Below are 22026 nucleotides of genomic sequence, written 5' to 3'. Positions count from 1 at the left end.
GCGTGGCGCCGCAGGCTGGGCGCTGGCCACAGGGCGCGCGGGGGCGGCGGCCGGCGTGGCGGTGGTGCCCTGCAGCGAAGCGGCACCCTCGCCCACCAGCACGAACAGGTCGTTACCCTGCACGCGCGTGCTGTAGGGGGCCAGCTTGGTCAGGTTGACGATGACCCGCGTGCGATCGGTCGCCTCGACCACCACCACGCTGCGGGCGTTGCCCACGCCCAGGTCACGGCTGCGCGAGCCCAGCTGATTGGTCACGCCGGGCAAGTCCAGGGCGATGCGCGCCGGCTGCTCGGTGGTGTACCCGCGCGGGGCCGTGACCGGTCCGTCGAAGGACAGCTTGAGTTCCACTCGATCACCCGGCAGCGCCGCGACATCGAGTGTCTTCAAGTTTGCCGCGATGGCAGTCGGCGAGAGCAACGCTATCCATAGCGAAATGCCGAAGGCTGAGAGAATCCTGTTCATTGTCGAGTTCCACCAAGCATGCTTTGACCCAAGCCCATTACGAGCGCTCTTTCAGCGGGATGGTGCGAGGCCGCTCCAACCAACCACCTTCCCCGTCGGGAACCAGCTCAACGACGTCGACCTGGGCATCGGTGATGGAAATGATCCGTCCGTCATTGCGCCCCAGATAATCGCCGACTTTCATGCGATGCACACCACCGGCCCCACGCATCAGGGCAAAGCGCCCCGCCTCGTTGCCCAATGTGCCCACCATCTCGAACTCTTCGATGTTGAAGCCTTCGAGGAACTGCTTGACCCGCGTTTCATCCGGCTTGATCAGCTTCGAGCCCTTGGGCCGGTTGACCTGCTCGACCTTGATCGGCGGTTGAAACGGACTGCGCAAGGCCGCCGCTTCATAGTTGAACGCCTGGTACGGCGCAAAGCGCGGTATCGGCTCGATCTTGCCCTTTGGCCGCGCCTTGACTTCGGCCATGAACGCGTCCAGATCGGAAAAATCACCGCTGCCGCACCCTGCCAGCATCAGCATGCACATCATCAGGCCTGCACCGAAAACTGCCTTCATTTCGCCTGCCCCTGCGGCTGCGCTGCAGCCTGGCCGGGCGCCGCCGTGGCGCCTGGCAGGCCCTGATCATTGTAGCGGTAGGTCTTGGCCAGAATATTCATGCGCAGCTGGGTATTGCTGCCCTTGGCGTCCGCGGCCTTGACCTCGAAGTCGTGCAGCGTGACGATTCGCGGCAGGCTGGCCACGCCACTGACGAACGTCGCCAGATCGTGGTAGGTGCCGGTCACTGTAATCTGTATCGGCAGCTCGATGTAGAACTGCTGGGTGACTTCCGGCAGCAGCTTGATTTCCTCGAATTCAAGCCCCGAGCCCAACCCGGTGCGGGTGATGTCTTCGAGCAGGCCCGGCACTTCGGTGTCGCTGGGCAACTGGCGTAGCATGGCGCCGAAGGAGGTTTCCATCTCCTTCATCTGCTCGGTGTAGGTCTCCAGGTTCGCCGCCTGGAAGGCCTTGGTGGAGAACTGCTCCTTCAAGGTGACTTCCTGGTCGGCCTGGGATTGCAGCTCGGCTTCGAGATCGGAGATATGGAAGTTGTAGCCCAGCCCCAGAATCAGGGCCAACAGCAGCACCCCGGCAATGACCTTCACCGCACCCGGCCAGGAACCGATGTTGTTCAGGTTCAGCTCGCTGAGCTCGACCTTGCGCAGGTTTTCCATCCACTGGGAAACGTTCATTTGCTGTCGCTCCCCTCTTCCACCGGCGCGGTCTGGCGAACGGTCAGCTGGAAGGTGTTGGCGCCATCCATGTCGCCGCTGGTATTCGCCTTGACCTCACCCAGCACCGGCGCTTCGAGCCATGGCGAGGCATCGAGGTTGCGCAGCAGGTCCGAGACCCGATTGTTGGTTTGCGCGGCGCCACTGATGGCAATGCTCTTGTCGGTCATTTTCACGTCGGTAAAGTACACGCCGTCCGGCAAGGTACGGGCCATCTGGTCGAAGATGCGGCCAATGATGGGACGATTGCCCTGCAGATCCTGAATGGTCTTCATGCGTTCGAGCAATTGCTTGCGCCGCGCCTTCAACTCGCTGATGGACTTGATGCGCTGATCGAGCTTGACGATCTCGGCCTGCACATGGGCGTTGCGGGCCATCTGGGTGTCGATGGCGTTGCCGATGAACTGGTCGGCCAGAAGGATGATCGCGATAGCGCCCACGAGCACCCCGGCCATGGCCATCAGAAACTGTTTCTTGCGCTCTTCGCGCAGCTGCTCGCGCCACGGCAGCAGGTTGATCCTTGCCATCTAGTCGAAGCTCCTCAACGCCAGGCCGCAGGCGATCATCAAGGCCGGCGCATCACTGGCCAGCGCGCCGGCATTGACCTTGCTGCTCAGTGCCATGTCAGCGAACGGGTTGGCCACCAGGGTGGGCGTGCCCAGACGCTGCTGGATCAAATGGTCGAGCCCGGAAATGGAGGCCGTGCCGCCGGCGAGCATGATGTAGTCGACGTCGTTGAATTGGCCGGCGGCGAAAAAGAATTGCAGCGAACGGGAGACCTGCTGCACCACGGCATCCTTGAACGGCTGCAGCACTTCGGCGACATAGTCGTCGGGCAGGCCACCCTGCTTCTTGGCCAGGCCCGCCTCCTCGTTGGACAGGCCATAGCGGCGCTGGATCTCTTCGGTCAGCTGGCGGCCGCCGAACAGCTGTTCGCGGGTATAGATGATGCGACCGTTGTGCAGCACGCTGAGCGTGGTCATGGTTGCACCGATGTCGACCACGGCGACCGTCAGTGCCTCGCTGCCGCCGGCCAGCTGTGGCGTCAACAGGGTGAAGGCGCGTTCCAGCGCGTACGCCTCCACGTCCACCACCTTGGCCGTCAGCCCGGCCAGACCGAGCGCGGCCTCGCGGACCTCGACGTTTTCCTTGCGGCATGCCGCCAGCAGCACTTCGACGCGCTCTGCGTTGCGCGGGGAAATGCCCTGCACTTCGAAATCGATGGCGACTTCTTCCAGCGGATAGGGAATGTACTGGTCGGCCTCGACCTTGAGCTGGGTTTCCAGCTCTTCGTCGGACAGCCCGGCGTCCATCTCGATGGTCTTGGTGATCACCGCGGAACCGGCGACCGCCACGGCCACGGCCTTGGTACCGGTGCGCGCCTTGGCCAATACGCGGCTCAAGGCATGGCCCACACCCTCGAGCTCGGCAATGTTCTTCTCCACCACCGCGTTGGCCGGCAGCGGTTCGACGGCATACGACTCGACCCGAAAACGGTTGCCCGTGCGGCTCAGCTCGAGGAGCTTGACCGAGGTCGAACTGATGTCGATACCCAATAGCGAATGCGCTTTCTTGCTGAAGAGTCCAAGCACAACCGATTCCCTATTACTATCCGTGACTTACGGACCCTTTATAGTACGGAGCATTTAATAGCAGTCTTGACAGAAGCGCAAATAACGCTCAGGAGCGAAAAATGCTTATAATGCCCAGCGCTTTTTCCTGCGTTGCCACTGCGTTACCGCTTGTTGCGCTTAACCCATTCTTTTATCTGGAAATCCAAAAGCCTTGATACGCCTGCTGAAGTTTTTCTGGTGGTCTTTCCTCGCTGTCGTCTGCGGGCTGTTGCTCGTCCTGAGCGGGGCATTTCTGTATCTTAGCCCGAGCCTGCCGTCTGTCGACGCGCTCAAGAGCGTAGAGCTGCAAATCCCCCTGCGCGTATTCAGCAGTGACGGCAAGCTGATCGCGGAATTTGGCGAAATGCGCCGTTCCCCCATCAAGTTTGCCGAAATCCCGCCGCATTTCATTCAGGCGCTCCTGTCCGCCGAAGACGACAATTTCGAAAACCATTACGGCGTCGATCCCAGCAGCCTGATGCGCGCCGCCTCGCAGCTGGTGCGCAGCGGACATATTCAGACGGGCGGTAGCACCATCACCATGCAGGTGGCCAAGAACTATTTCTTGACGTCCGAGCGCAGTTTTTCGCGGAAAATCACCGAGATCCTGCTTGCCTTGCAAATCGAGCGCCAACTTACCAAAGACGAGATTCTCGAGCTCTACGTCAACAAGATCTACCTGGGTAACCGCGCCTACGGCATCGAGGCCGCAGCGCAGGTCTACTACGGCAAATCGATCCGCGACGTAAGTCTGGCGCAGATGGCGATGATCGCCGGCCTGCCCAAGGCGCCCTCGCGCTTCAATCCGCTGGCCAACCCGGTGCGCAGCAAGGAGCGCCGCGACTGGATTCTGGGCCGCATGTTCCGCCTGGGCAAGATCGACGAAGCCAGCTACAAGGCCGCCATCGGCGAACCGCTCAACGCCAGCTATCACGTGCCGACCCCTGAAGTGAACGCGCCGTGGATCGCCGAGATGGCCCGTGCCGAAATGGTCGGGCGCTATGGCAGCGACGCGTATACACAAGGCTTCAACGTCACCACCACGGTGCCCAGTGACCGCCAGGAAGACGCCAACCGCGCGATTACCGCCGGCCTGATCAGCTACGACCAGCGTCATGGCTACCGTGGTCCGGAATCACGCCTGCCGGGCAAGACCAAGGAAGCCTGGGCGCAGGAACTGACGCGCCAGCGACCGATGAACGGCCTGGAACCTGCCATCGTCACGCAAGTGGAGAAATCCGGCATTACCGTGCTGACCCGCGACAACAAGGAAGAAACGGTGGCCTGGGACAGCATGAGATGGGCCCGCCCGTTCATGAACACCAACAGCGTCGGGCGCATGCCCACCCAGCCTGCCGATGTGGCACAGATTGGCGACATGGTGCGCGTGCAGCGTCAAACCGATGGCACCCTGAAGTTCAGTCAGGTCCCCACCGCCCAGAGCGCGCTGGTGTCCCTTGACCCTCGCAGTGGTGCAATCCGCGCCCTGGTGGGCGGCTTCTCATTCGAGCAGAGCAACTACAACCGCGCGGTGCAGGCCAAGCGTCAGCCTGGTTCAAGTTTCAAGCCGTTCATCTACAGCGCAGCCCTCGATAGCGGCTACACCCCGGCCAGCCTGGTCAACGACGCGCCCATCGTGTTCGTCGACGAGTACCTGGACAAAGTGTGGCGACCGAAGAACGACACCAACACCTTCCTCGGGCCGATTCGCTTGCGCGAAGCGCTCTACAAGTCGCGCAACCTGGTGTCGATTCGCGTGCTGCAGAGCATGGGCGTAGACCGCACCATCGACTACATCAGCAAGTTCGGCTTCGACAAGCAGGACCTGCCGCGCAATCTGTCGCTGGCCTTGGGCACGGCGACACTCACGCCGATGGAAATCGCCACCGGCTGGAGCGTGTTTGCCAACGGCGGCTACAAAGTGACGCCGTACCTGATCGAGCGCATCGTCAGCCGCAGCGGCGACACGCTGTTCGTTGCCAACCCGGCAACGGTGCCTGCCGACGACATCGCTGCTGCCACGCCGCAACCGGCGCCTGCCACGGCCAGTGCAGCCCCGGTGTCGGCGCCCATCGGCGTGGACGGCGCAGCCACCCTGGCGACGCCGCCCGCTCCAGTCATTGCCGAACGCATCATCGACGGCCGTACCAGCTTCATCCTGACCAGCATGCTCGAAGACGTGATCAAGAAAGGCACCGGGCGTCGCGCCATGGCCCTGGGCCGTACCGATCTGGCGGGCAAGACCGGCACTACCAACGACTCCAAGGACGCCTGGTTCTCCGGCTACAACGCCGACTACATGACCACTGTGTGGACCGGCTTCGACCAGCCGGAAACCCTGGGCCGGCATGAGTTCGGCGGCACCGTGGCGCTGCCGATCTGGATGAGCTACATGGGTGCAGCGTTGAAAGACAAGCCGCCCCATGTACAGGCCGAGCCCGAGGGCATCCTCAGCCTGCGGGTCGACCCGGTCAGCGGCCGCGCGGCGACGCCGGGAACGCCCGGTGCTTATTTCGAGCTGTTCAAGAGCGAGGATACGCCGCCGACCAACAGCGAGTTCGGCGGTGGCAGCGCACCGGGCAGCCCGTTGCCAGCGGATGAATCGGCGCCGATCGACTTGTTCTGATAGGCCGGGGGAAGCACCGCGATCCGCTGTTAGCGCCCTCTCCCTCAGGGAGAGGGCTGGAGTGAGGGGCCCCTTCACCACTCATCCCCCGCCCACAAAAAAGCCCGCATTCAATGCGGGCTTTTTTTTCATGCTGCGCTCACGGCTCAGCCGTTGAACACATCATCCACGCTCTTGAGCGGGTAGTGCTTCGGATACGGCAGCGTCGCCACACCGGTCTCGATCGCAGCCTTGGCCACAGCGTCGGAGATCAGGGTGATCAGACGTGGGTCCATTGGCTTGGGGATGATGTACTCACGACCAAACTCCAGCGAGATACCGCCGTAGGCGTCGCACACTTCCTGAGGCACCGGCAGCTTGGCCAGTTCGCGCAAGGCGTTGGCAGCGGCGATCTTCATCTCTTCGTTGATGCGCTTGGCGCGAACGTCTAGAGCGCCGCGGAAGATGAACGGGAAGCCCAGTACGTTGTTGACCTGGTTCGGATAGTCCGAACGTCCGGTGGCCATGATCACGTCGTCACGGGTAGCGTGCGCCAGTTCCGGCGAAATTTCCGGGTCCGGGTTGGAGCAGGCGAACACGATCGGGTTGGCCGCCATGGTCTTCAGGCCTTCGGCGCTCAGCAGGTTCGGACCGGACAGACCGACGAACACGTCGGCGCCTTCCAGAGCGTCAGCCAGGGTGCGCTTCTCGGTGGCGTGGGCAAATACGGCCTTGTACTGGTTCAGGTCGTCACGGCCAGCGTGGATCACGCCAGTACGGTCGATCATGAAGATGTTCTCGATGCGCGCACCCATGCTCACCAGCAATTTCATGCAGGAGATGGCGGCAGCACCGGCGCCCAGGCAGACGATCTTCGCTTCTTCCAGGGTCTTGCCGGCGATTTCCAGGGCATTGATCATGCCGGCGGCCGTTACGATCGCGGTGCCGTGCTGGTCATCGTGGAACACCGGGATGTCGCACTGTTCGATCAGCGCGCGCTCGATCTCGAAGCACTCAGGTGCCTTGATATCTTCCAGGTTGACGCCACCGAAGGTGATGGAGATGCGCTTGACGGTGTCGATGAAAGCCTGCGGGCTTTCGGAGTCCACTTCGATGTCGAAGACGTCGATACCGGCGAAACGCTTGAACAGAACGCCCTTGCCTTCCATGACTGGCTTGGAGGCCAGTGGGCCGAGGTTGCCCAGGCCGAGGATGGCAGTACCGTCGGAGATTACCGCTACCAGGTTACCCTTGCCGGTGTACTTGTAGGCCAGCTCCGGATCGCGACCGATTTCGCGAACAGGTTCGGCTACGCCCGGGCTGTACGCCAGCGACAGATCGCGGGCAGTGGCGGTGGGCTTGGTGAGTTCGACGCTCAGCTTGCCTGGGCGCGGATGGGCATGGTACTCGAGAGCGGCAGTTTTCAAATCTGACATGTTGGCGTTCCGCTTTTTCTGTGGGTCTGACGTGACCCGCGAGGATACGCAAGATGCAAAGTCCCGACAAGACTGGCCAGTCACTTATGTCAAGGGCCCTAACCTACGACTTTGGGCCAAAAGCCGCGGCCCGCAAGGGCTCCAGTGGTCACAAAAAAGTTTGAAAATGTATACAGAAATCAGGGCAGAATCTGCACCATCGTCGGGTCGGTGACCGGCACCATCCATCGCAACTGGCCGGCTGAAACGTTACCGCGCCGACTGCGATCTATCACCCAACCCCGCGCCTCGAGCTGACGCCCGTGCAGGCGCTCGAACCACTCATCGCTGAAGCTTCCCAGCACCTTTGGCGCAAAGTGCAGCACCACCGAATCATCCAGCTCGACCCAGACACCGCCACGGTTGCGTTCCAGCTTGCTGACGCGACCGGTCATCAAGGCAAACCCGGCGTCGCCCACCTGGGCTGCACTGACGGCAGGCGAATGGCGCCACACTCCAAGGCCAGCGGCACGGGCGGACTGTTCAGCCTCATGCTGACAGGCGGCCAGGTCAGTGTTGGGCGCGATGGCCACCTGGAACGCCAGGCCCTCGGCCAGCAGTTGCGCCTCGAAGCTGGTGCCGTTGCGTCCATATAGATGTGCAAGGGTGCGGTCATAGCGATCCTTGGCCTCGCGGCCCGGTTGCAGGCTGACCATGCCGTCGCTGTCGTCGACCAGGGCCTGCAACCGTCGCCGCGCCGCCACCGCAAACGACTCGTCGCCACGGCCCTTGCGACCGATCTCGGGCGCGTTGATACCAATCAGGCGTACGCTGCGCCCGTCGAGCAACCTCAGGGTGTCGCCGTCCACCACCTGACGCACCTGCACACTGCTCAGGCCAGTGGGCGCCGGGCAGAATGCCTGGGCCTGGCCGAACCAACAGGCGCCCACAAAAAAGGCGCCCACGAGGGGCGCCTTCTTCAACAGCAGGGACAAACCAATCAAGCTTTCTTGGCGCCGAAACCGCCGAAACGCTGCTTGAAACGGTCAACACGACCGCCAACGTCCAGGGTCTTCTGCTTGCCGGTGTAGAACGGGTGGCATTCGGAGCAGACGTCGAGGCTCAGTGGCTTGGCCAGAGTCGAACGAGTCTTGATGACGTTACCGCAGCTGCAGGTAGCATCGATGGCTTCGTATACTGGATGGATATCAGCTTTCATGGTTTCTTCCTCAGGCTGCGTGCCGCCACCCGACACTATTGTCGAATACCGCACGTAATTAGGCCGCGTATATTAACAGAGTCATATAAACAAGCAAGATGTCGCTCGCACCGGCTGTCGTCTGCTAGGCTGCGCGCTCTTGAAGACGACTCCCTCCCCGCAGGAGCAGCGTCATGGCCGCGAAAGCCGCACCGCCGTATGCCTGACACACTGCGGCGCGACCCTTCGCGGCCCTGACGTCGCTCCTGCGGGGCTACGTACCCAGCCAGCAGAGTACCCACGCGTGCCCGACGTCATCCTGCGCCTCGCCCTGCCCTCGCCGCTGCGACGCCTGTTCGACTACGCGGCGCCCGCCCATCTCAAGCGCACCGCGTTCACCCCCGGCATGCGCCTGCGAGTGCCCTTCGGGCGCCGCGAAATGATCGGCGTGCTGGTGGAGGTCGCCGACCAGAGCGACGTACCGGCCGACAAGCTGCGACCGGCCATCGCCCTGCTCGATCCCGTCAGCCCGCTGCCGCCAGCACTGTTCAAGCTGTGCCTGTGGACGTCGCAGTATTATCAGCACGGCTTGGGCGATACCTTGAGCTGGGCCTTGCCGGTGCTGTTGCGCCAGGGCGAACCGGCCGAAGCGCGTCAGGAGCGTTTCTGGCATGCCGCAGCGGATGCGCGCCTGGACGACCCGCGCATCGCCCGCGCGCCGAAGCAGCGTGACGCCTTGAAGACCTTGGCCCAGCATCCCCACGGCGTGGCGCACCAACTGCTGAGCAAGCTGCAGCTGAGCAAGGACAGCCTGGACCTGCTGCTGGCCAAGAACCTGGTGACCGTCGAAGTCCGCCGCCACGGCCCCGGGGCACGTCACGAGCACTGGCTGGCGCAGCCTGAACTGCCTCTGAACGAAGAGCAGCGGGCCGCCTTCGAAGCGGTGCGCGCCAGCTTCGGCGGCTTCCATGCCTTCCTGCTGGCGGGTGTAACCGGCAGCGGCAAGACCGAGGTCTACCTGCAACTGATCCGCGAGACGCTGGAGGCCGGCAAACAGGCGCTGATCCTGATTCCAGAGATCAACCTGGGCCCGCAGACCCTGGCCCGTTTCGAGCAGCGCTTCAACGCCCGGATCGCCCTGCTGCACTCGGCGGTCAACGACCGCGAGCGATTGGACGCCTGGCTCGCGGCCCGCGATGGCGAGGCGGACATCATCATCGGCACGCGCTCGGCATTGTTCACGCCCATGAAGAACCCTGGGCTGATCATCATCGACGAAGAACACGACGGTTCCTATAAACAGCAGGAAGGCCTGCGCTACCACGCTCGCGACCTGGCCCTGGTGCGCGCCCACCAGGAAGACATTCCCATCGTGCTCGGCTCGGCCACACCGTCCCTGGAAAGCCTGCACAACGCCTACACCGGGCGCTATGGCCTGCTGCGCATGGAACACCGCGCCGGCGGCGCGCAACAACCCAAGTTCCTGCGCCTGGACGTGAAGAGTCGGCCACTGGAGAGCGGCATCAGCGGGCCCATGCAACAAGCCATCGGCCAGACCCTGGCCAATGGGCAACAGGTGCTGGTGTTTCTCAACCGCCGCGGCTTCGCGCCGACCCTGCTGTGCCACGACTGCGGCTGGCTGTCCGAATGCCCGCGCTGCGACGCGCGCACCACTGTGCACCAGCGTTCGGGCGAACTGCGCTGCCATCACTGCGGGCATGTCGAACGGGTGCCGCGTCAGTGCCCCAAGTGCGGCACCGTGGACTTGCGCCCGGTGGGCGCCGGCACCGAACGGGCCGAAGAGCGGCTGGGCATCCTGTTCCCCGACTTTCCGGTGCTGCGGGTGGACCGCGACAGCACCTCGCGCAAGGACGCCATGAATCAGCTGTTCGCGACCATCCAGAAGGGCCAGCCGTGCATCCTGGTCGGCACCCAGATGCTCGCCAAGGGTCACCACTTTCCGCGGGTGACCCTGGTGTCGATTCTGGATGCCGATGGCGGCCTGTTTTCCGGGGATTTCCGGGCCAGCGAACGGATGGCGCAATTGATCGTGCAGGTAGCCGGCCGCGCAGGCCGCGCCGAAGAGCCGGGCAAGGTCATCATCCAGACCCACCTGGCGGACCACCCTTTGCTGGTGCAACTGACCGAGCAAGGCTATTTCGCCTTTGCCGAGCAGGCCCTGGCCGAGCGACGCAGCGCTGGCCTGCCACCGTTCGCCCACCTGGCGCTGCTGCGCGCCGAAGCGCACAAACCAGGGCAGGCCGAGGCCTTTCTGGATGAAGCCTGCGCAGCGGCGGAAGGGCTGGTGGCGCAACTTGCACTGGGGGGTGTGGAACTGCTGGGACCGGTGCCGGCCCCCATGGAGCGACGCGCCGGGCGGTACCGGGCGCAATTGCTGGTGCAGGCGGCGATGCGCGCGCCGCTGCATCGGCTGCTGAATGCGTGGATGCTGCAGCTGGAGCAGATGCCCAGTGGACGCCAGGTGCGCTGGTCGCTGGATGTGGACCCAGTGGATTTGTATTGATCGGGGGGATGGATGGTGAATGGTCCCCTCACCCCAGCCCTCTCCCTGAGGGAGAGGGAGCTAGAAGCGGATCGCGGTGTATCGACTGGCAGCGATCGGCTCCCTCTCCCCCAGGGAGAGGGCTGGGGTGAGGGGACCCTCCACCGCATAACTCGACAACTGCCGCACCCTGCACACACCCAAAGGTTGGCAACCCCCGCCAACAACCGGATAATACCCCGTTTTTCCACCCGCGCATTCAGCGCCGCCGTACCTGCGGTCGACCGAGAATCCCATGAAAGACACCATTCGCCAGCTCATCCAACAAGCCCTGACCCACCTCGTCGCCCAAGGTGTGCTGCCAGAAGGCCTGACGCCGGCGATCCAGGTCGAAAACGCCCGGGACAAGAAAAACGGCGACTTCGCCAGCAACATCGCCATGATGCTGGCGAAACCGGCCGGCATGAAACCGCGCGACCTGGCCGAGAAGATCATCGCCGCCCTCCCCGCCGACGACCAGCTCAGCAAGGTGGAAATCGCCGGGCCAGGTTTCCTCAATTTCTTCCAGAACAGCGCCGCCCTAGCGACGCGTCTGGACGCCGCCCTGGCCGATGCCCATATCGGCGTACGCAAGGCCGGCCCGGCGCAGCGCGTGGTGGTCGACCTGTCGGCGCCTAACCTGGCCAAGGAAATGCACGTTGGCCACTTGCGGTCCACCATCATCGGCGACGGCGTGGCCAACGTGCTGGGATTCCTGGGCGACACGGTCATTCGCCAGAACCATGTGGGCGACTGGGGCACCCAGTTCGGCATGCTCCTGGCCTATCTGCAGGAAAAGCCGGCGACCAGCGACGAACTGTCGGACCTGGAAAACTTCTACCGCGCGGCCAAGCAGCGTTTCGACGAGTCCGAAGAATTCGCCACGCGCGCCCGTGCCCTGGTGGTCAAACTGCAGGCCGGCGATCCAGAATGCCTGGCGCTGTGGAAACGCTTCAACGAGATTTCCCTGTCGCACTGCCAGAGCACTTACGAACGCCTCAACGTCAAGCTGACACCCGCCGACGTGATGGGTGAGAGCGCCTACAACGATGACCTCGCCAATGTGGTCGCCGACCTCAAGGCCAAAGGCCTGCTGGTAGAGAGCAACGGCGCCCAGTGCGTGTTCCTCGAAGAATTCAAGACCGCCGAAGGCACTCCGTTGCCCGTGATCGTGCAGAAGGCCGGCGGCGGCTACCTGTACGCCACCACCGACCTGGCCGCCTTGCGCTACCGCAGCAACGTGCTCAAGGCCGACCGTGCCTTGTACTTCGTCGACCAGCGCCAGGCCCTGCACTTCCAGCAAGTGTTCGAAGTCGCTCGCCGCGCCGGCTTCATCAGCAACGGCATGCAGCCCGAGCACATGGGCTTCGGCACCATGAACGGCGCCGACGGCCGGCCATTCAAGACCCGTGATGGCGGCACCGTGAAGCTGGTCGACCTGCTCGACGAAGCCGAGGAGCGCGCCTACGCCCTGGTCAAGGAAAAGAACCCGACCACCGCCGAAGACGAACTACGGGTGATCGCCCGGGCCGTGGGCATCGGCGCGGTGAAATACGCCGACCTGTCCAAGCACCGCACCAGCGACTACAGCTTCAACTTCGACCAGATGCTCAACTTCGAAGGCAACACTGCCCCCTATCTGCTCTATGCGTACACCCGCGTCGCCGGTGTGTTCCGCAAGCTGGGCAAGGCCTTCGAAGACGTCGAAGGGCAGATCGTGCTCGAAGCCGAGCACGAGCAGGCGCTGGCCGCCAAGCTGGCCCAGTTCGGCGAGGTGCTGAACAACGTGGCCGAAAAAGGCACCCCACACGTGCTCTGCACTTACCTGTACGATGTCGCCGGGCTGTTCTCCAGCTTCTACGAGAACTGCCCGATTCTGGCGGCCGAAAACCCCGCTCAGCAACAAAGCCGCCTGCGCCTGGCGGCGCTGACCGGTCGCACCCTCAAGCAAGGATTGGCTCTGTTGGGCCTGGAAACTCTGGAGCGTATGTAAGTTGGCTGCCAAGAAAAAACCTGCACCCAAGCGTGGCGCCAGCCGCAATTCAGCCCCCTCGAAAAAGCCCATTCCCGGATGGCTGTGGCTGGCCATCGGCCTGAGCGTGGGCGCGTTCATCGTGTTCCTGATGAAACTCGAGCCGGGCAATGGCGACGTCAAGCGGGTCAAGGCCGAACAGCAGAAAGCGGAAAAGATCGCCGAGGCCAACAAGACGCCTCCCAGCCCTCAGGCGCCGGTCAAGCCCAAGTACGACTTCTACACCCTGCTGCCCGAGTCGGAAGTGATCGTGCCGCCTGAAGCGGTGCCCGAGAAGACCCCACCGATTCCGGCACAAGCCCCGGTAACCCCGGCCGAGGCAGCGAAAATCGACACCGCCCGCGCCCAGGCAGCGCTCAGCGGCGCCACACCACCCCCCGCGCCTCCGGTAATCAAGCCCGCGGCCACCACCACGTTCTATCTGCAGGCCGGCTCGTTCCGCAAGCAGGCGGACGCCGACCGTGTTCGCGCGCAGATCATCCTGCTGGGGCAGTCGGTGAATGTGGAGTCGGGCACGGTGAAGGAAGATACCTGGTACCGGGTACTGGTCGGGCCGTTCAGCAACCGCGAGCAGCTGACGGTGGCGCAGAAGCAGCTGGCTGGCAGCGGGTTTAGTAACCTTTTGTTGCAGCAGCGGCAGACTCGGCAGTAGGTCGGCGGTGAGGGGACCCTCCAACAAAGATCCCTCGACAAACCCCACCCCCCACCCACCCAAAACCTGCAAAGGTTGAAATCCCCCCACCCACCCCCATATTCGTTTCCATCAGGGCATTTTCGCCCCGCTGCGTGGAGACTCTCCCCTTGACCACCATCGTTTCAGTCCGCCGTCACGGCAAAGTCGTCATGGGCGGCGACGGCCAGGTTTCCCTCGGTAATACCGTGATGAAAGGCAACGCCAAAAAGGTCCGTCGCCTGTACCACGGCCAGGTCATCGCCGGCTTCGCCGGTGCTACCGCCGACGCTTTCACGCTGTTCGAACGTTTCGAAGGCCAGCTGGAAAAACACCAGGGCCATCTGGTTCGTGCCGCCGTCGAGCTGGCCAAGGAATGGCGTACCGACCGCTCCCTCAGCCGTCTGGAAGCCATGCTTGCCGTGGCCAACAAGGACGCCTCGCTGATCATCACCGGCAACGGTGACGTGGTCGAACCCGAAGACGGTCTGATCGCCATGGGCTCCGGCGGCGCCTACGCCCAGGCCGCAGCCAGCGCGCTGCTGAAGAAAACCGAGCTGGGCGCTCGCGAGATCGTTGAAACTGCCTTGGGCATCGCTGGCGACATCTGCGTGTTCACCAACCACAACATGACCATCGAGGAGCAGGACATCGCCGAGTGATCAGTACGGCGCAAGCAGGATCGCCCGCGGCGCTTTTCAGAGCCGCGAACCGCTCCCGCCGCATCGACTGAACCTCACGAGTCCGGAACACACCATGTCCATGACCCCCCGCGAAATCGTCCACGAACTCAATCGCCATATCATCGGCCAGGACGATGCCAAACGCGCTGTTGCCATCGCCCTGCGCAACCGCTGGCGGCGCATGCAGCTGCCTGAAGAGCTGCGCGTCGAAGTGACCCCCAAAAACATCCTGATGATCGGCCCCACCGGCGTCGGCAAGACCGAGATCGCGCGCCGCCTGGCCAAGCTGGCCAATGCACCGTTCATCAAGGTCGAAGCGACCAAGTTCACCGAGGTGGGCTATGTGGGTCGTGACGTCGAGTCGATCATTCGTGACCTGGCTGATGCGGCCATCAAACTGCTGCGCGAGCAGGAGATGATCAAGGTGCGCCATCGCGCCGAAGACGCCGCCGAAGATCGCATTCTCGACGCCCTGCTGCCGGCTGCCCGTGCCGGCTTCAATGAAGAGCCGGTGGCCAGCGATTCCAACACCCGCCAGCTGTTCCGCAAGCGTCTGCGTGAAGGCCAGCTGGACGACAAGGAAATCGAGATCGAAGTGGCCGAGCAAGCGGGCGGCGTCGACATTTCCGCGCCTCCGGGCATGGAAGAGATGACCAGCCAGTTGCAGAACCTGTTCGCCAACATGGGCAAGGGCAAGAAGAAGAGCCGCAAGCTCAAGGTCAAGGACGCCCTGAAGATGGTCCGCGACGAAGAGGCCGGGCGCCTGGTCAACGAGGAAGAGCTCAAGGCCAAGGCCCTGGAAGCGGTCGAGCAGCATGGCATCGTGTTCATCGACGAGATCGACAAGGTAGCCAAGCGCGGCAACGTCGGCGGCGCCGATGTGTCTCGCGAAGGCGTGCAGCGCGACCTGCTGCCGTTGATCGAAGGCTGCACCGTGAACACCAAGCTGGGCATGGTCAAGACCGACCACATCCTGTTCATTGCCTCGGGCGCGTTCCACTTGAGCAAGCCAAGCGATCTGGTGCCGGAGCTGCAAGGCCGTCTGCCGATCCGCGTCGAACTCAAGGCACTGAGCCCACAGGACTTCGAGCGTATCCTCAGCGAGCCCCATGCTTCGCTGACCGAACAGTATCGCGAGCTGCTCAAGACCGAAGGCCTGAACATCGAGTTCGTGCCCGAGGGCATCAAGCGCCTGGCCGAGATCGCCTGGCAGGTCAACGAGAAAACCGAGAACATCGGGGCCCGTCGTCTGCACACCTTGCTCGAGCGCCTGCTCGAGGAGGTCTCGTTCAGCGCCGGCGACATGGCCGCAGCCCACGCCGAAGCACCGATCCAGATCGACGCCGAGTACGTCAACAGCCACCTGGGTGAACTGGCGCAGAACGAAGATCTGTCGCGGTATATTCTGTAATACTGCGGGCTACCGTCGCGGCTATACATCGCCCTGCAGGGGCGGCGTCATAGCCGCGAAGGAGCCACCGCGGTATGCCAGACCTGCCGCGTCGCGACATTCGCGGCTGTACGCCGCGCCTACACAGGGCTACGGCGCCATCGAGAATGACCATGACCCGACTCCCCACCGCCATCAATCTGCATAAGGCCTCGAAAACCCTGACCCTCACCTACGGGCCGGGCGAGGTCTACCATTTGCCCGCCGAGCTCCTGCGGGTACATTCCCCTTCCGCCGAGGTGCAGGGCCATGGCAAGCCGATCCTGCAATTCGGCAAACTGAACGTCGGGCTCACCAAAATAGAACCTGCCGGGCAATACGCACTGAAATTGACCTTCGATGACGGCCACGACAGCGGTCTGTTCACCTGGGACTACCTCTATCAGCTGTCGATCCGCCAGGAACAACTCTGGGCCGACTATCTCGCCGAGCTGCAAGCGGCCGGCAAATCACGCGACCCGGCCGAGTCCGTGGTCAAGCTGATGCTCTAGCGCGGGCGCCGGTTTTTCCACAGTCCATTTCCCAGCTCAATTTGCTTCAGCACCGGGCGCAGTGGCCAGAAAGTGGCTCGCTTGCGGTTTGGTGCAAACTCCGGTAACCAATGGAAAGTGGCAGGAACCCTGCATCCAGACAGGGTCGGTCACCTGTCTATGGTCACCCGAGAATTGAAGTACCGGGAGGATTCGCCCCGGTATTCATCTCAGGACATCGGAGCGTCGTGGATGAGCAACAAGAATGCTGAAGACCTGAAGCTGCAAGCTTCGGACAACACGCTGAATCTCCACCCGATCATCGGCCTGCGACGCAAGGACCTGCTCGGCTCGGCGCGCATGATTCTGCGCCAGGCCGTGCGCCAGCCGCTGCACAGTGCCAAGCACGTCGCCCATTTCGGCCTGGAACTGAAGAACGTGCTGCTGGGCAGGTCCGCCCTGACCCCCACCGCCGACGACCGCCGCTTCGCCGATCCGGCGTGGAGCCAGAACCCCCTGTACCGACGCTACCTGCAGACCTATCTGGCCTGGCGCAAGGAGCTGCACGAGTGGGTCGGCAGCAGCGACCTGTCACCCCAGGACATCAGCCGCGGTCAGTTCGTCATCAACCTGATGACCGAGGCCATGGCGCCCACCAACAGCATGGCCAACCCGGCGGCGGTGAAACGCTTTTTCGAAACCGGCGGCAAGAGCCTGCTCGATGGTCTGTCACACCTGGCCAAGGACATCGTCAACAACGGCGGCATGCCCAGCCAGGTCAACATGGATGCCTTCGAAGTCGGCAAGAACCTGGGCACCACCGAGGGCGCGGTGGTGTTTCGCAACGATGTGCTGGAGCTGATCCAGTACCGCGCCACCACCGAACAGAGCTTCGAGCGACCGCTGCTGGTGGTACCGCCACAGATCAACAAGTTCTACGTATTCGACCTTAGTCCCGACAAAAGCCTGGCGCGCTTCTGCCTGCGCAGCCACGTGCAGACCTTCATCATCAGTTGGCGCAACCCGACCAAGGCCCAGCGCGAATGGGGGCTGAGCACCTACATCGACGCGCTCAAGGAAGCGGTGGACGTGGTATGCGCCATCAGCGGCAGCCAGGACGTCAACATGCTTGGCGCCTGCTCCGGGGGCATCACCTGCGCCGCGCTGCTGGGCCACTACGCCGCGCTGGGCGAAAGCAAGGTCAACGCCCTGACCCTGATGGTGAGCGTGCTGGATACCACACTGGACACCCAGGTGGCGCTGTTCGTCGACGAACAGACCCTGGAGGCCGCCAAGCGCCACTCCTATCAAGCCGGTGTGCTGGAGGGCAAGGACCTGGCGAAGGTGTTCGCCTGGATGCGCCCCAATGACCTGATCTGGAACTACTGGGTCAACAACTACCTGCTGGGCAACGAGCCGCCGGTGTTCGACATTCTGTTCTGGAACAACGACACCACGCGTCTGCCCGCTGCGTTTCACGGCGACCTCATCGAGATGTTCAAGAACAACCCGCTGGTGCGTCCCGGCGCGCTGGAGGTGTGTGGCACCGCCATCGACCTCAAGCAGGTGCAGTGCGACGTGTTCTGCCTGGCCGGCACCAACGATCACATCACGCCGTGGAACTCGTGCTACAAATCGGCCCAGCTGTTCGGCGGCAAGGTGGACTTCGTACTGTCCAACAGCGGCCATATCCAAAGCATCCTCAACCCGCCCGGCAACCCCAAGGCGCGCTACATGACCAATGCCCAACTGCCGGACAAGGCCAGCGACTGGCAGGAAAACGCCAACAAGCACACTGATTCGTGGTGGCTGCATTGGGCCGGATGGCTGGGCGAGCGTTCGGGCAAGCTTAGGAAGTCCCCCACGGGCCCGGGCAGCAAGCTCTACCCGGCCGGCGAAGCGGCACCCGGAACTTACGTGCATGAACGGTGAGACCCAAGCCAACCACGCAGGGAATCTGCGCATGCCACAGCCGTACATTTTTCGCACCCTGGACCTCGATGGCCAAGCCATCCGTACCGCCGTGCGACCGGGCAAGCCTCATCTGACCCCCCTGCTGGTGTTCAACGGCATCGGTGCCAACCTGGAACTGGTGTTCCCTTTCGTCGCGGCCCTGGACCCGGACCTGGAAGTGATCACCTTCGACGTGCCGGGGGTCGGTGGTTCCTCCACGCCCAATCGGCCCTATCGGTTTCCAGGCCTGGCCAGGCTGGCAGCGCGCATGCTCGATTACCTGGACTACGGCCAGGTCAACGCCATCGGCGTGTCATGGGGCGGCGCGCTGGCCCAGCAGTTCGCCTACGACTACCCCGAGCGTTGCAAGAAACTGGTACTGGCGGCCACGGCGGCAGGCGCCTTCATGGTCCCCGGCAAACCTCGCGTGCTGTGGTTGATGGCCAGCCCGCGGCGTTATATCCAGCCCTCCTACGTGGTGCGCATCGCTCCGCAAATCTACGGAGGCGCCTTTCGCCGCAATCCCGACCTGGCCAGGTCCCACGCCAGCCAGGTGCGTTCCTCCGGCAAGCTGGGCTATTACTGGCAACTGTTCGCCGGGCTGGGCTGGACCAGCATCCACTGGCTGCACAAGATCAACCAGCCGACCCTGGTATTGGCCGGTGACGATGACCCGCTGATCCCGCTGGTCAACATGCGCCTGTTGGCCTGGCGCATCCCCAACGCGCAATTGCACATCATCGATGACGGCCACCTGTTCCTGATCACTCGCGCCGAAGCCGTGGCGCCGATCATCATGAAATTTCTCGAGCAAGAGCGCCAACGCGCGGTAATGCATCCTCAACCCCCGATCGTGGGCGGCGGGCATTAGCGCGTTCGCAGTGGCTGTCGCTCGACATGCGCCCCGTGGCCGGATCGCCGCGCTGTGCAGCAACGCAAGGCTCGCCTTGCATCTGTAGTCCTGGATTGACGATGGAGTGTTGCCCACATGAAAGACAAACTCGAGAAAGCGGCGGTGCCGGCGACCGCCACCTACATCAACGCACAGAGCGCCATCACCGGGCTGCGTGGCCGCGATCTGGTCTCCACGCTGCGCACGGTCGCGCGACACAGCCTCAAGCATCCGGTGCACACACTGCGTCACACCCTGGCCCTGAGCGGCCAACTGGGCCGCGTGCTGCTGGGCGACACCCTGCATCAGGTCAATCCCCGCGATCAGCGCTTCAACGACCCGACATGGCGCCTCAACCCCTTCTACAAACGCAGCTTGCAGGCGTATCTGGCCTGGCAAAAGCAGGTCAAGACCTGGATCGACGACAGCGGCCTGCCGGCGGATGACCGTGCCCGGGCGCAGTTCGTCTTCGCCCTGCTCAACGATGCCGTGTCGCCGACCAACTCGCTGCTCAACCCGCTGGCGCTCAAGGAGTTGTTCAACTCCGGCGGTATGAGTCTGGTCAAAGGCCTGAACCACCTCTACGACGACCTGCGCCATAACGACGGCCTGCCGCGCCAGGTGGGTCGCGATGCCTTCGAGGTGGGCAAGACCCTGGCGGTGACCCCCGGTGCGGTAGTGTTTCGCAACGAAGTGCTGGAGCTGATCCAGTACAAGCCCATGAGCGAAAAGCAGTACGCCAAACCGTTGCTGATCGTGCCGCCACAGATCAACAAGTTCTATATCTTCGACCTGAGCCCGGCCAACAGCTTCGTTCAGTACGCCCTGAAGAACGGCCTGCAGACGTTCATGGTGAGCTGGCGCAACCCGGATGCGCGGCACCGGGACTGGGGGCTGTCCAGCTATGTGGCAGCACTTGAGGAAGCGCTGAACGTCTGCCGAGCCATTACTGGCGCACGGGAGGTGAACCTGCTCGGTGCCTGCGCCGGCGGCCTGACCATCGCCGCCCTGCAGGGCCATCTGGCGGCCAGGCGGCAGATACGCCGCGTGGCCAGCGCGACCTACCTGGTAAGCTTGCTGGACAGCGAAATCGACAGCCCGGCAACGCTGTTTCTGGACGAACAAGCGCTGGAAGCCGCCAAACGCCGCTCTTATCAGAACGGCGTACTCGATGGCCGCGACATGGCCAAGGTCTTTGCCTGGATGCGGCCCAACGACTTGATCTGGAACTACTGGATCAACAACTACCTGCTGGGCAAGACGCCCGCGGCCTTCGATATTCTCTACTGGAACAACGATTCCACGCGGCTACCGGCGGCTCTGCACGGCGATTTGCTGGACTTCTTCAAGCACAACCCGCTGACCCGTCCCGGCGGGCTGCAGGTGTGCGGCAGCGCCATCGACCTGAGCAAGGTCACGGTAGACAGTTTCAGCGTGGCCGGCATCAATGACCACATCACGCCCTGGGACGCGGTGTACCGCTCCACGCTGCTGCTGGGCGGTGACAAGCGCTTCGTGCTGTCCAACAGCGGCCATGTGCAAAGCATCCTCAACCCGCCTGGCAACCCCAAGGCGAACTTCATCGAGAACGCCCGACTGAGCAGCGACCCGCGGGCCTGGTATTACGATGCCAAGCACACCGAGGGCAGTTGGTGGCCGCAGTGGTTGGGCTGGATTCAGGCGCACTCGGGTGCGCAGCGGCAGACGTCCATGGCACTGGGCAACGCTGCCTACCCAACGCTGAACCCCGCCCCCGGCACCTATGTGCAGGCCCGCTGAGGTGATGGTCGAGGGAATCCGGACCGCATGAAGACTCGCGATCGAATCCTTGAATGCGCCTTGCAGTTGTTCAACCGCCGCGGCGAGCCGAACGTCTCGACCCTTGAGATCGCCAATGAAATGGGCATCAGTCCGGGCAATCTCTATTACCACTTTCATGGCAAAGAGCCGTTGATACTCGGGCTGTTCGAGCGCTTCGAAGACGAATTGACGCCGTTGTTGGACCCGCCTGAGGATGTGCTGCTGGCGGCGGAGGATTACTGGCTGTTTCTGCATCTGATCGTCGAGCGTATGGCCCAGTACCGGTTCCTGTTTCAGGACCTGTCGAACCTGGCCGGCCGGCTGCCCAAGCTGGCACGCGGCGTGCGCAGTCTGCTCAATGCGATCAAGCGGGCATTGGCGGCGTTGCTGGCCAGCCTCAAGGGTCAGGGGCAATTGGTCAGCGGCACGCAGGCGTTGGGGCAACTGGTGGAGCAGATCGTGCTGACGTTGCTGTTTTCCCTGGATTACCAGCGGATACTGGGGCGCGAGGCGCAGGTGGGGGTGGTGGTGTATCAAGTGATGCTGCTGGTGGCGCCGCACTTGCAGGAAGAGGCCCGGGAGGCGGTGCAGGGGTTGGCTGTGCGGTATCTGGAGGGGTGATGGATCGGCGGCGTCTGGCCCCCTCACCCCAGCCCTCTCCCTGAGGGAGAGGGAGCAGGATCGCGGCAGGCCGTCACGCCTGCGTACGGGCGTCTCTTCCTCAGGAAATGGGTTGCGGTGGTGGATCGGCGGCGTCTGGTCCCCTCACCCCAGCCCTCTCCCTGAGGGAGAGGGAGCAGGATCGCGGCAGGCCGCCACGCCTGCGTACGGGCATCTCTTCCTCAAGAAATGAGTTGCAGTGGTGGATCGGCGGCGTCTGGTCCCCTCACCCCAGCCCTCTCCCTGGGGGAGAGGGAGCCGTACGAGGAGATGGCGGATAGCGGTGATCTGCTTTTAGCCCCCTCT

The 22026-nt window shown here is 63.3% G+C and carries 19 protein-coding genes; 11 read left to right on the top strand and 8 right to left on the bottom strand.

The features are described 5' to 3' along the window. The 5 genes from B3397_RS07865 to B3397_RS07845 all read right to left on the bottom strand — a co-directional run. Positions 1–462, bottom strand: a 462-nt coding sequence (locus B3397_RS07865; protein ID WP_296248802.1) for an AMIN domain-containing protein, incomplete at its 3' end; no start/stop codon positions are given. A gap of 37 nt (positions 463–499) precedes the next feature. Then, a complete protein-coding gene (locus B3397_RS07860; protein ID WP_296248801.1) occupies positions 500–1024 on the bottom strand; it encodes a pilus assembly protein PilP in 525 nt (174 codons plus the stop codon). Then, the gene (gene pilO, locus B3397_RS07855; RefSeq protein ID WP_296248799.1) at positions 1021–1698 is read right to left on the bottom strand and encodes a type 4a pilus biogenesis protein PilO; all 678 of its coding nucleotides are present in this window, start codon (positions 1696–1698) and stop codon (positions 1021–1023) included. Before pilO ends, B3397_RS07860 begins: the two co-directional genes overlap by 4 nt. Next, positions 1695–2264 (bottom strand): PilN domain-containing protein, encoded by a 570-nt coding sequence (locus tag B3397_RS07850; protein WP_296248798.1) that lies wholly within the window; start codon positions 2262–2264, stop codon positions 1695–1697. The genes pilO and B3397_RS07850 overlap by 4 nt, the downstream gene beginning before the upstream one ends. Beyond that, on the bottom strand, positions 2265–3329 hold the full coding sequence (locus tag B3397_RS07845; RefSeq protein WP_296248796.1) for a pilus assembly protein PilM: 1065 nt from the start codon (positions 3327–3329) through the stop codon (positions 2265–2267). It lies immediately after the preceding gene. Positions 3330–3525: 196 nt separating this feature from the next. Between B3397_RS07845 and B3397_RS07840 the strand changes: the two genes are divergently transcribed. Then, the gene (locus tag B3397_RS07840) at positions 3526–5976 is read left to right on the top strand and encodes a penicillin-binding protein 1A (RefSeq protein WP_414704362.1); all 2451 of its coding nucleotides are present in this window, start codon (positions 3526–3528) and stop codon (positions 5974–5976) included. A gap of 146 nt (positions 5977–6122) precedes the next feature. Here the strand turns inward: B3397_RS07840 and B3397_RS07835 are convergent, their stop codons facing one another. From B3397_RS07835 to rpmE, 3 genes are all read right to left on the bottom strand, one after another. Continuing rightward, the gene (locus tag B3397_RS07835) at positions 6123–7391 is read right to left on the bottom strand and encodes a malic enzyme-like NAD(P)-binding protein (protein ID WP_296248792.1); all 1269 of its coding nucleotides are present in this window, start codon (positions 7389–7391) and stop codon (positions 6123–6125) included. A 179-nt stretch (positions 7392–7570) separates the two neighbouring features. After that, positions 7571–8371 carry a thermonuclease family protein gene (locus tag B3397_RS07830; protein WP_296248808.1) on the bottom strand — a complete coding sequence of 267 codons (801 nt, stop codon included), beginning with the start codon at positions 8369–8371 and terminating at the stop codon, positions 7571–7573. Further along, entirely contained in the window at positions 8371–8589 is a 219-nt protein-coding gene (rpmE, locus tag B3397_RS07825) for a 50S ribosomal protein L31 (RefSeq protein ID WP_043193699.1), read from the bottom strand. Before rpmE ends, B3397_RS07830 begins: the two co-directional genes overlap by 1 nt. Before the next feature lie 283 nt (positions 8590–8872). Between rpmE and B3397_RS07820 the strand changes: the two genes are divergently transcribed. From B3397_RS07820 to B3397_RS07775, 10 genes are all read left to right on the top strand, one after another. Next, complete coding sequence (locus tag B3397_RS07820; protein WP_296248789.1) at positions 8873–11092, top strand: primosomal protein N'; 2220 nt, start codon at positions 8873–8875, stop codon at positions 11090–11092. A 274-nt stretch (positions 11093–11366) separates the two neighbouring features. Beyond that, a complete protein-coding gene (gene argS, locus B3397_RS07815) occupies positions 11367–13103 on the top strand; it encodes an arginine--tRNA ligase (RefSeq protein ID WP_296248788.1) in 1737 nt (578 codons plus the stop codon). 1 nt (position 13104) lies between these two features. Further along, positions 13105–13794 carry an SPOR domain-containing protein gene (locus tag B3397_RS07810; protein WP_296248786.1) on the top strand — a complete coding sequence of 230 codons (690 nt, stop codon included), beginning with the start codon at positions 13105–13107 and terminating at the stop codon, positions 13792–13794. Between the two features lie 149 nt (positions 13795–13943). Next, entirely contained in the window at positions 13944–14474 is a 531-nt protein-coding gene (hslV, locus tag B3397_RS07805; RefSeq protein ID WP_296248784.1) for an ATP-dependent protease subunit HslV, read from the top strand. A 94-nt stretch (positions 14475–14568) separates the two neighbouring features. Next, a complete protein-coding gene (gene hslU, locus B3397_RS07800; protein ID WP_296248782.1) occupies positions 14569–15906 on the top strand; it encodes an ATP-dependent protease ATPase subunit HslU in 1338 nt (445 codons plus the stop codon). Between the two features lie 152 nt (positions 15907–16058). Beyond that, positions 16059–16436: a DUF971 domain-containing protein gene (locus tag B3397_RS07795; RefSeq protein WP_296248780.1), complete on the top strand. Its 378-nt coding sequence runs from the start codon at positions 16059–16061 to the stop codon at positions 16434–16436. Between the two features lie 231 nt (positions 16437–16667). After that, a complete protein-coding gene (phaC, locus tag B3397_RS07790) occupies positions 16668–18347 on the top strand; it encodes a class II poly(R)-hydroxyalkanoic acid synthase (protein ID WP_296248778.1) in 1680 nt (559 codons plus the stop codon). Between the two features lie 31 nt (positions 18348–18378). Continuing rightward, a complete protein-coding gene (phaZ, locus tag B3397_RS07785; protein ID WP_296248807.1) occupies positions 18379–19239 on the top strand; it encodes a poly(3-hydroxyalkanoate) depolymerase in 861 nt (286 codons plus the stop codon). Between the two features lie 117 nt (positions 19240–19356). After that, positions 19357–21039 (top strand): class II poly(R)-hydroxyalkanoic acid synthase, encoded by a 1683-nt coding sequence (phaC, locus tag B3397_RS07780; RefSeq protein WP_296248777.1) that lies wholly within the window; start codon positions 19357–19359, stop codon positions 21037–21039. Positions 21040–21066: 27 nt separating this feature from the next. Next, positions 21067–21681 (top strand): TetR/AcrR family transcriptional regulator, encoded by a 615-nt coding sequence (locus B3397_RS07775; protein ID WP_296248775.1) that lies wholly within the window; start codon positions 21067–21069, stop codon positions 21679–21681. The last annotated feature ends 345 nt before the right edge of the window (positions 21682–22026 follow it).

It is taken from the genome of Pseudomonas sp. UBA4194, from assembly GCF_002379585.1.
Classification (GTDB): domain Bacteria; phylum Pseudomonadota; class Gammaproteobacteria; order Pseudomonadales; family Pseudomonadaceae; genus Aquipseudomonas.
The sequence above is the reverse complement of the archived record's forward strand: the minus strand, read 5'-3'. Positions and strand labels throughout refer to the sequence as shown.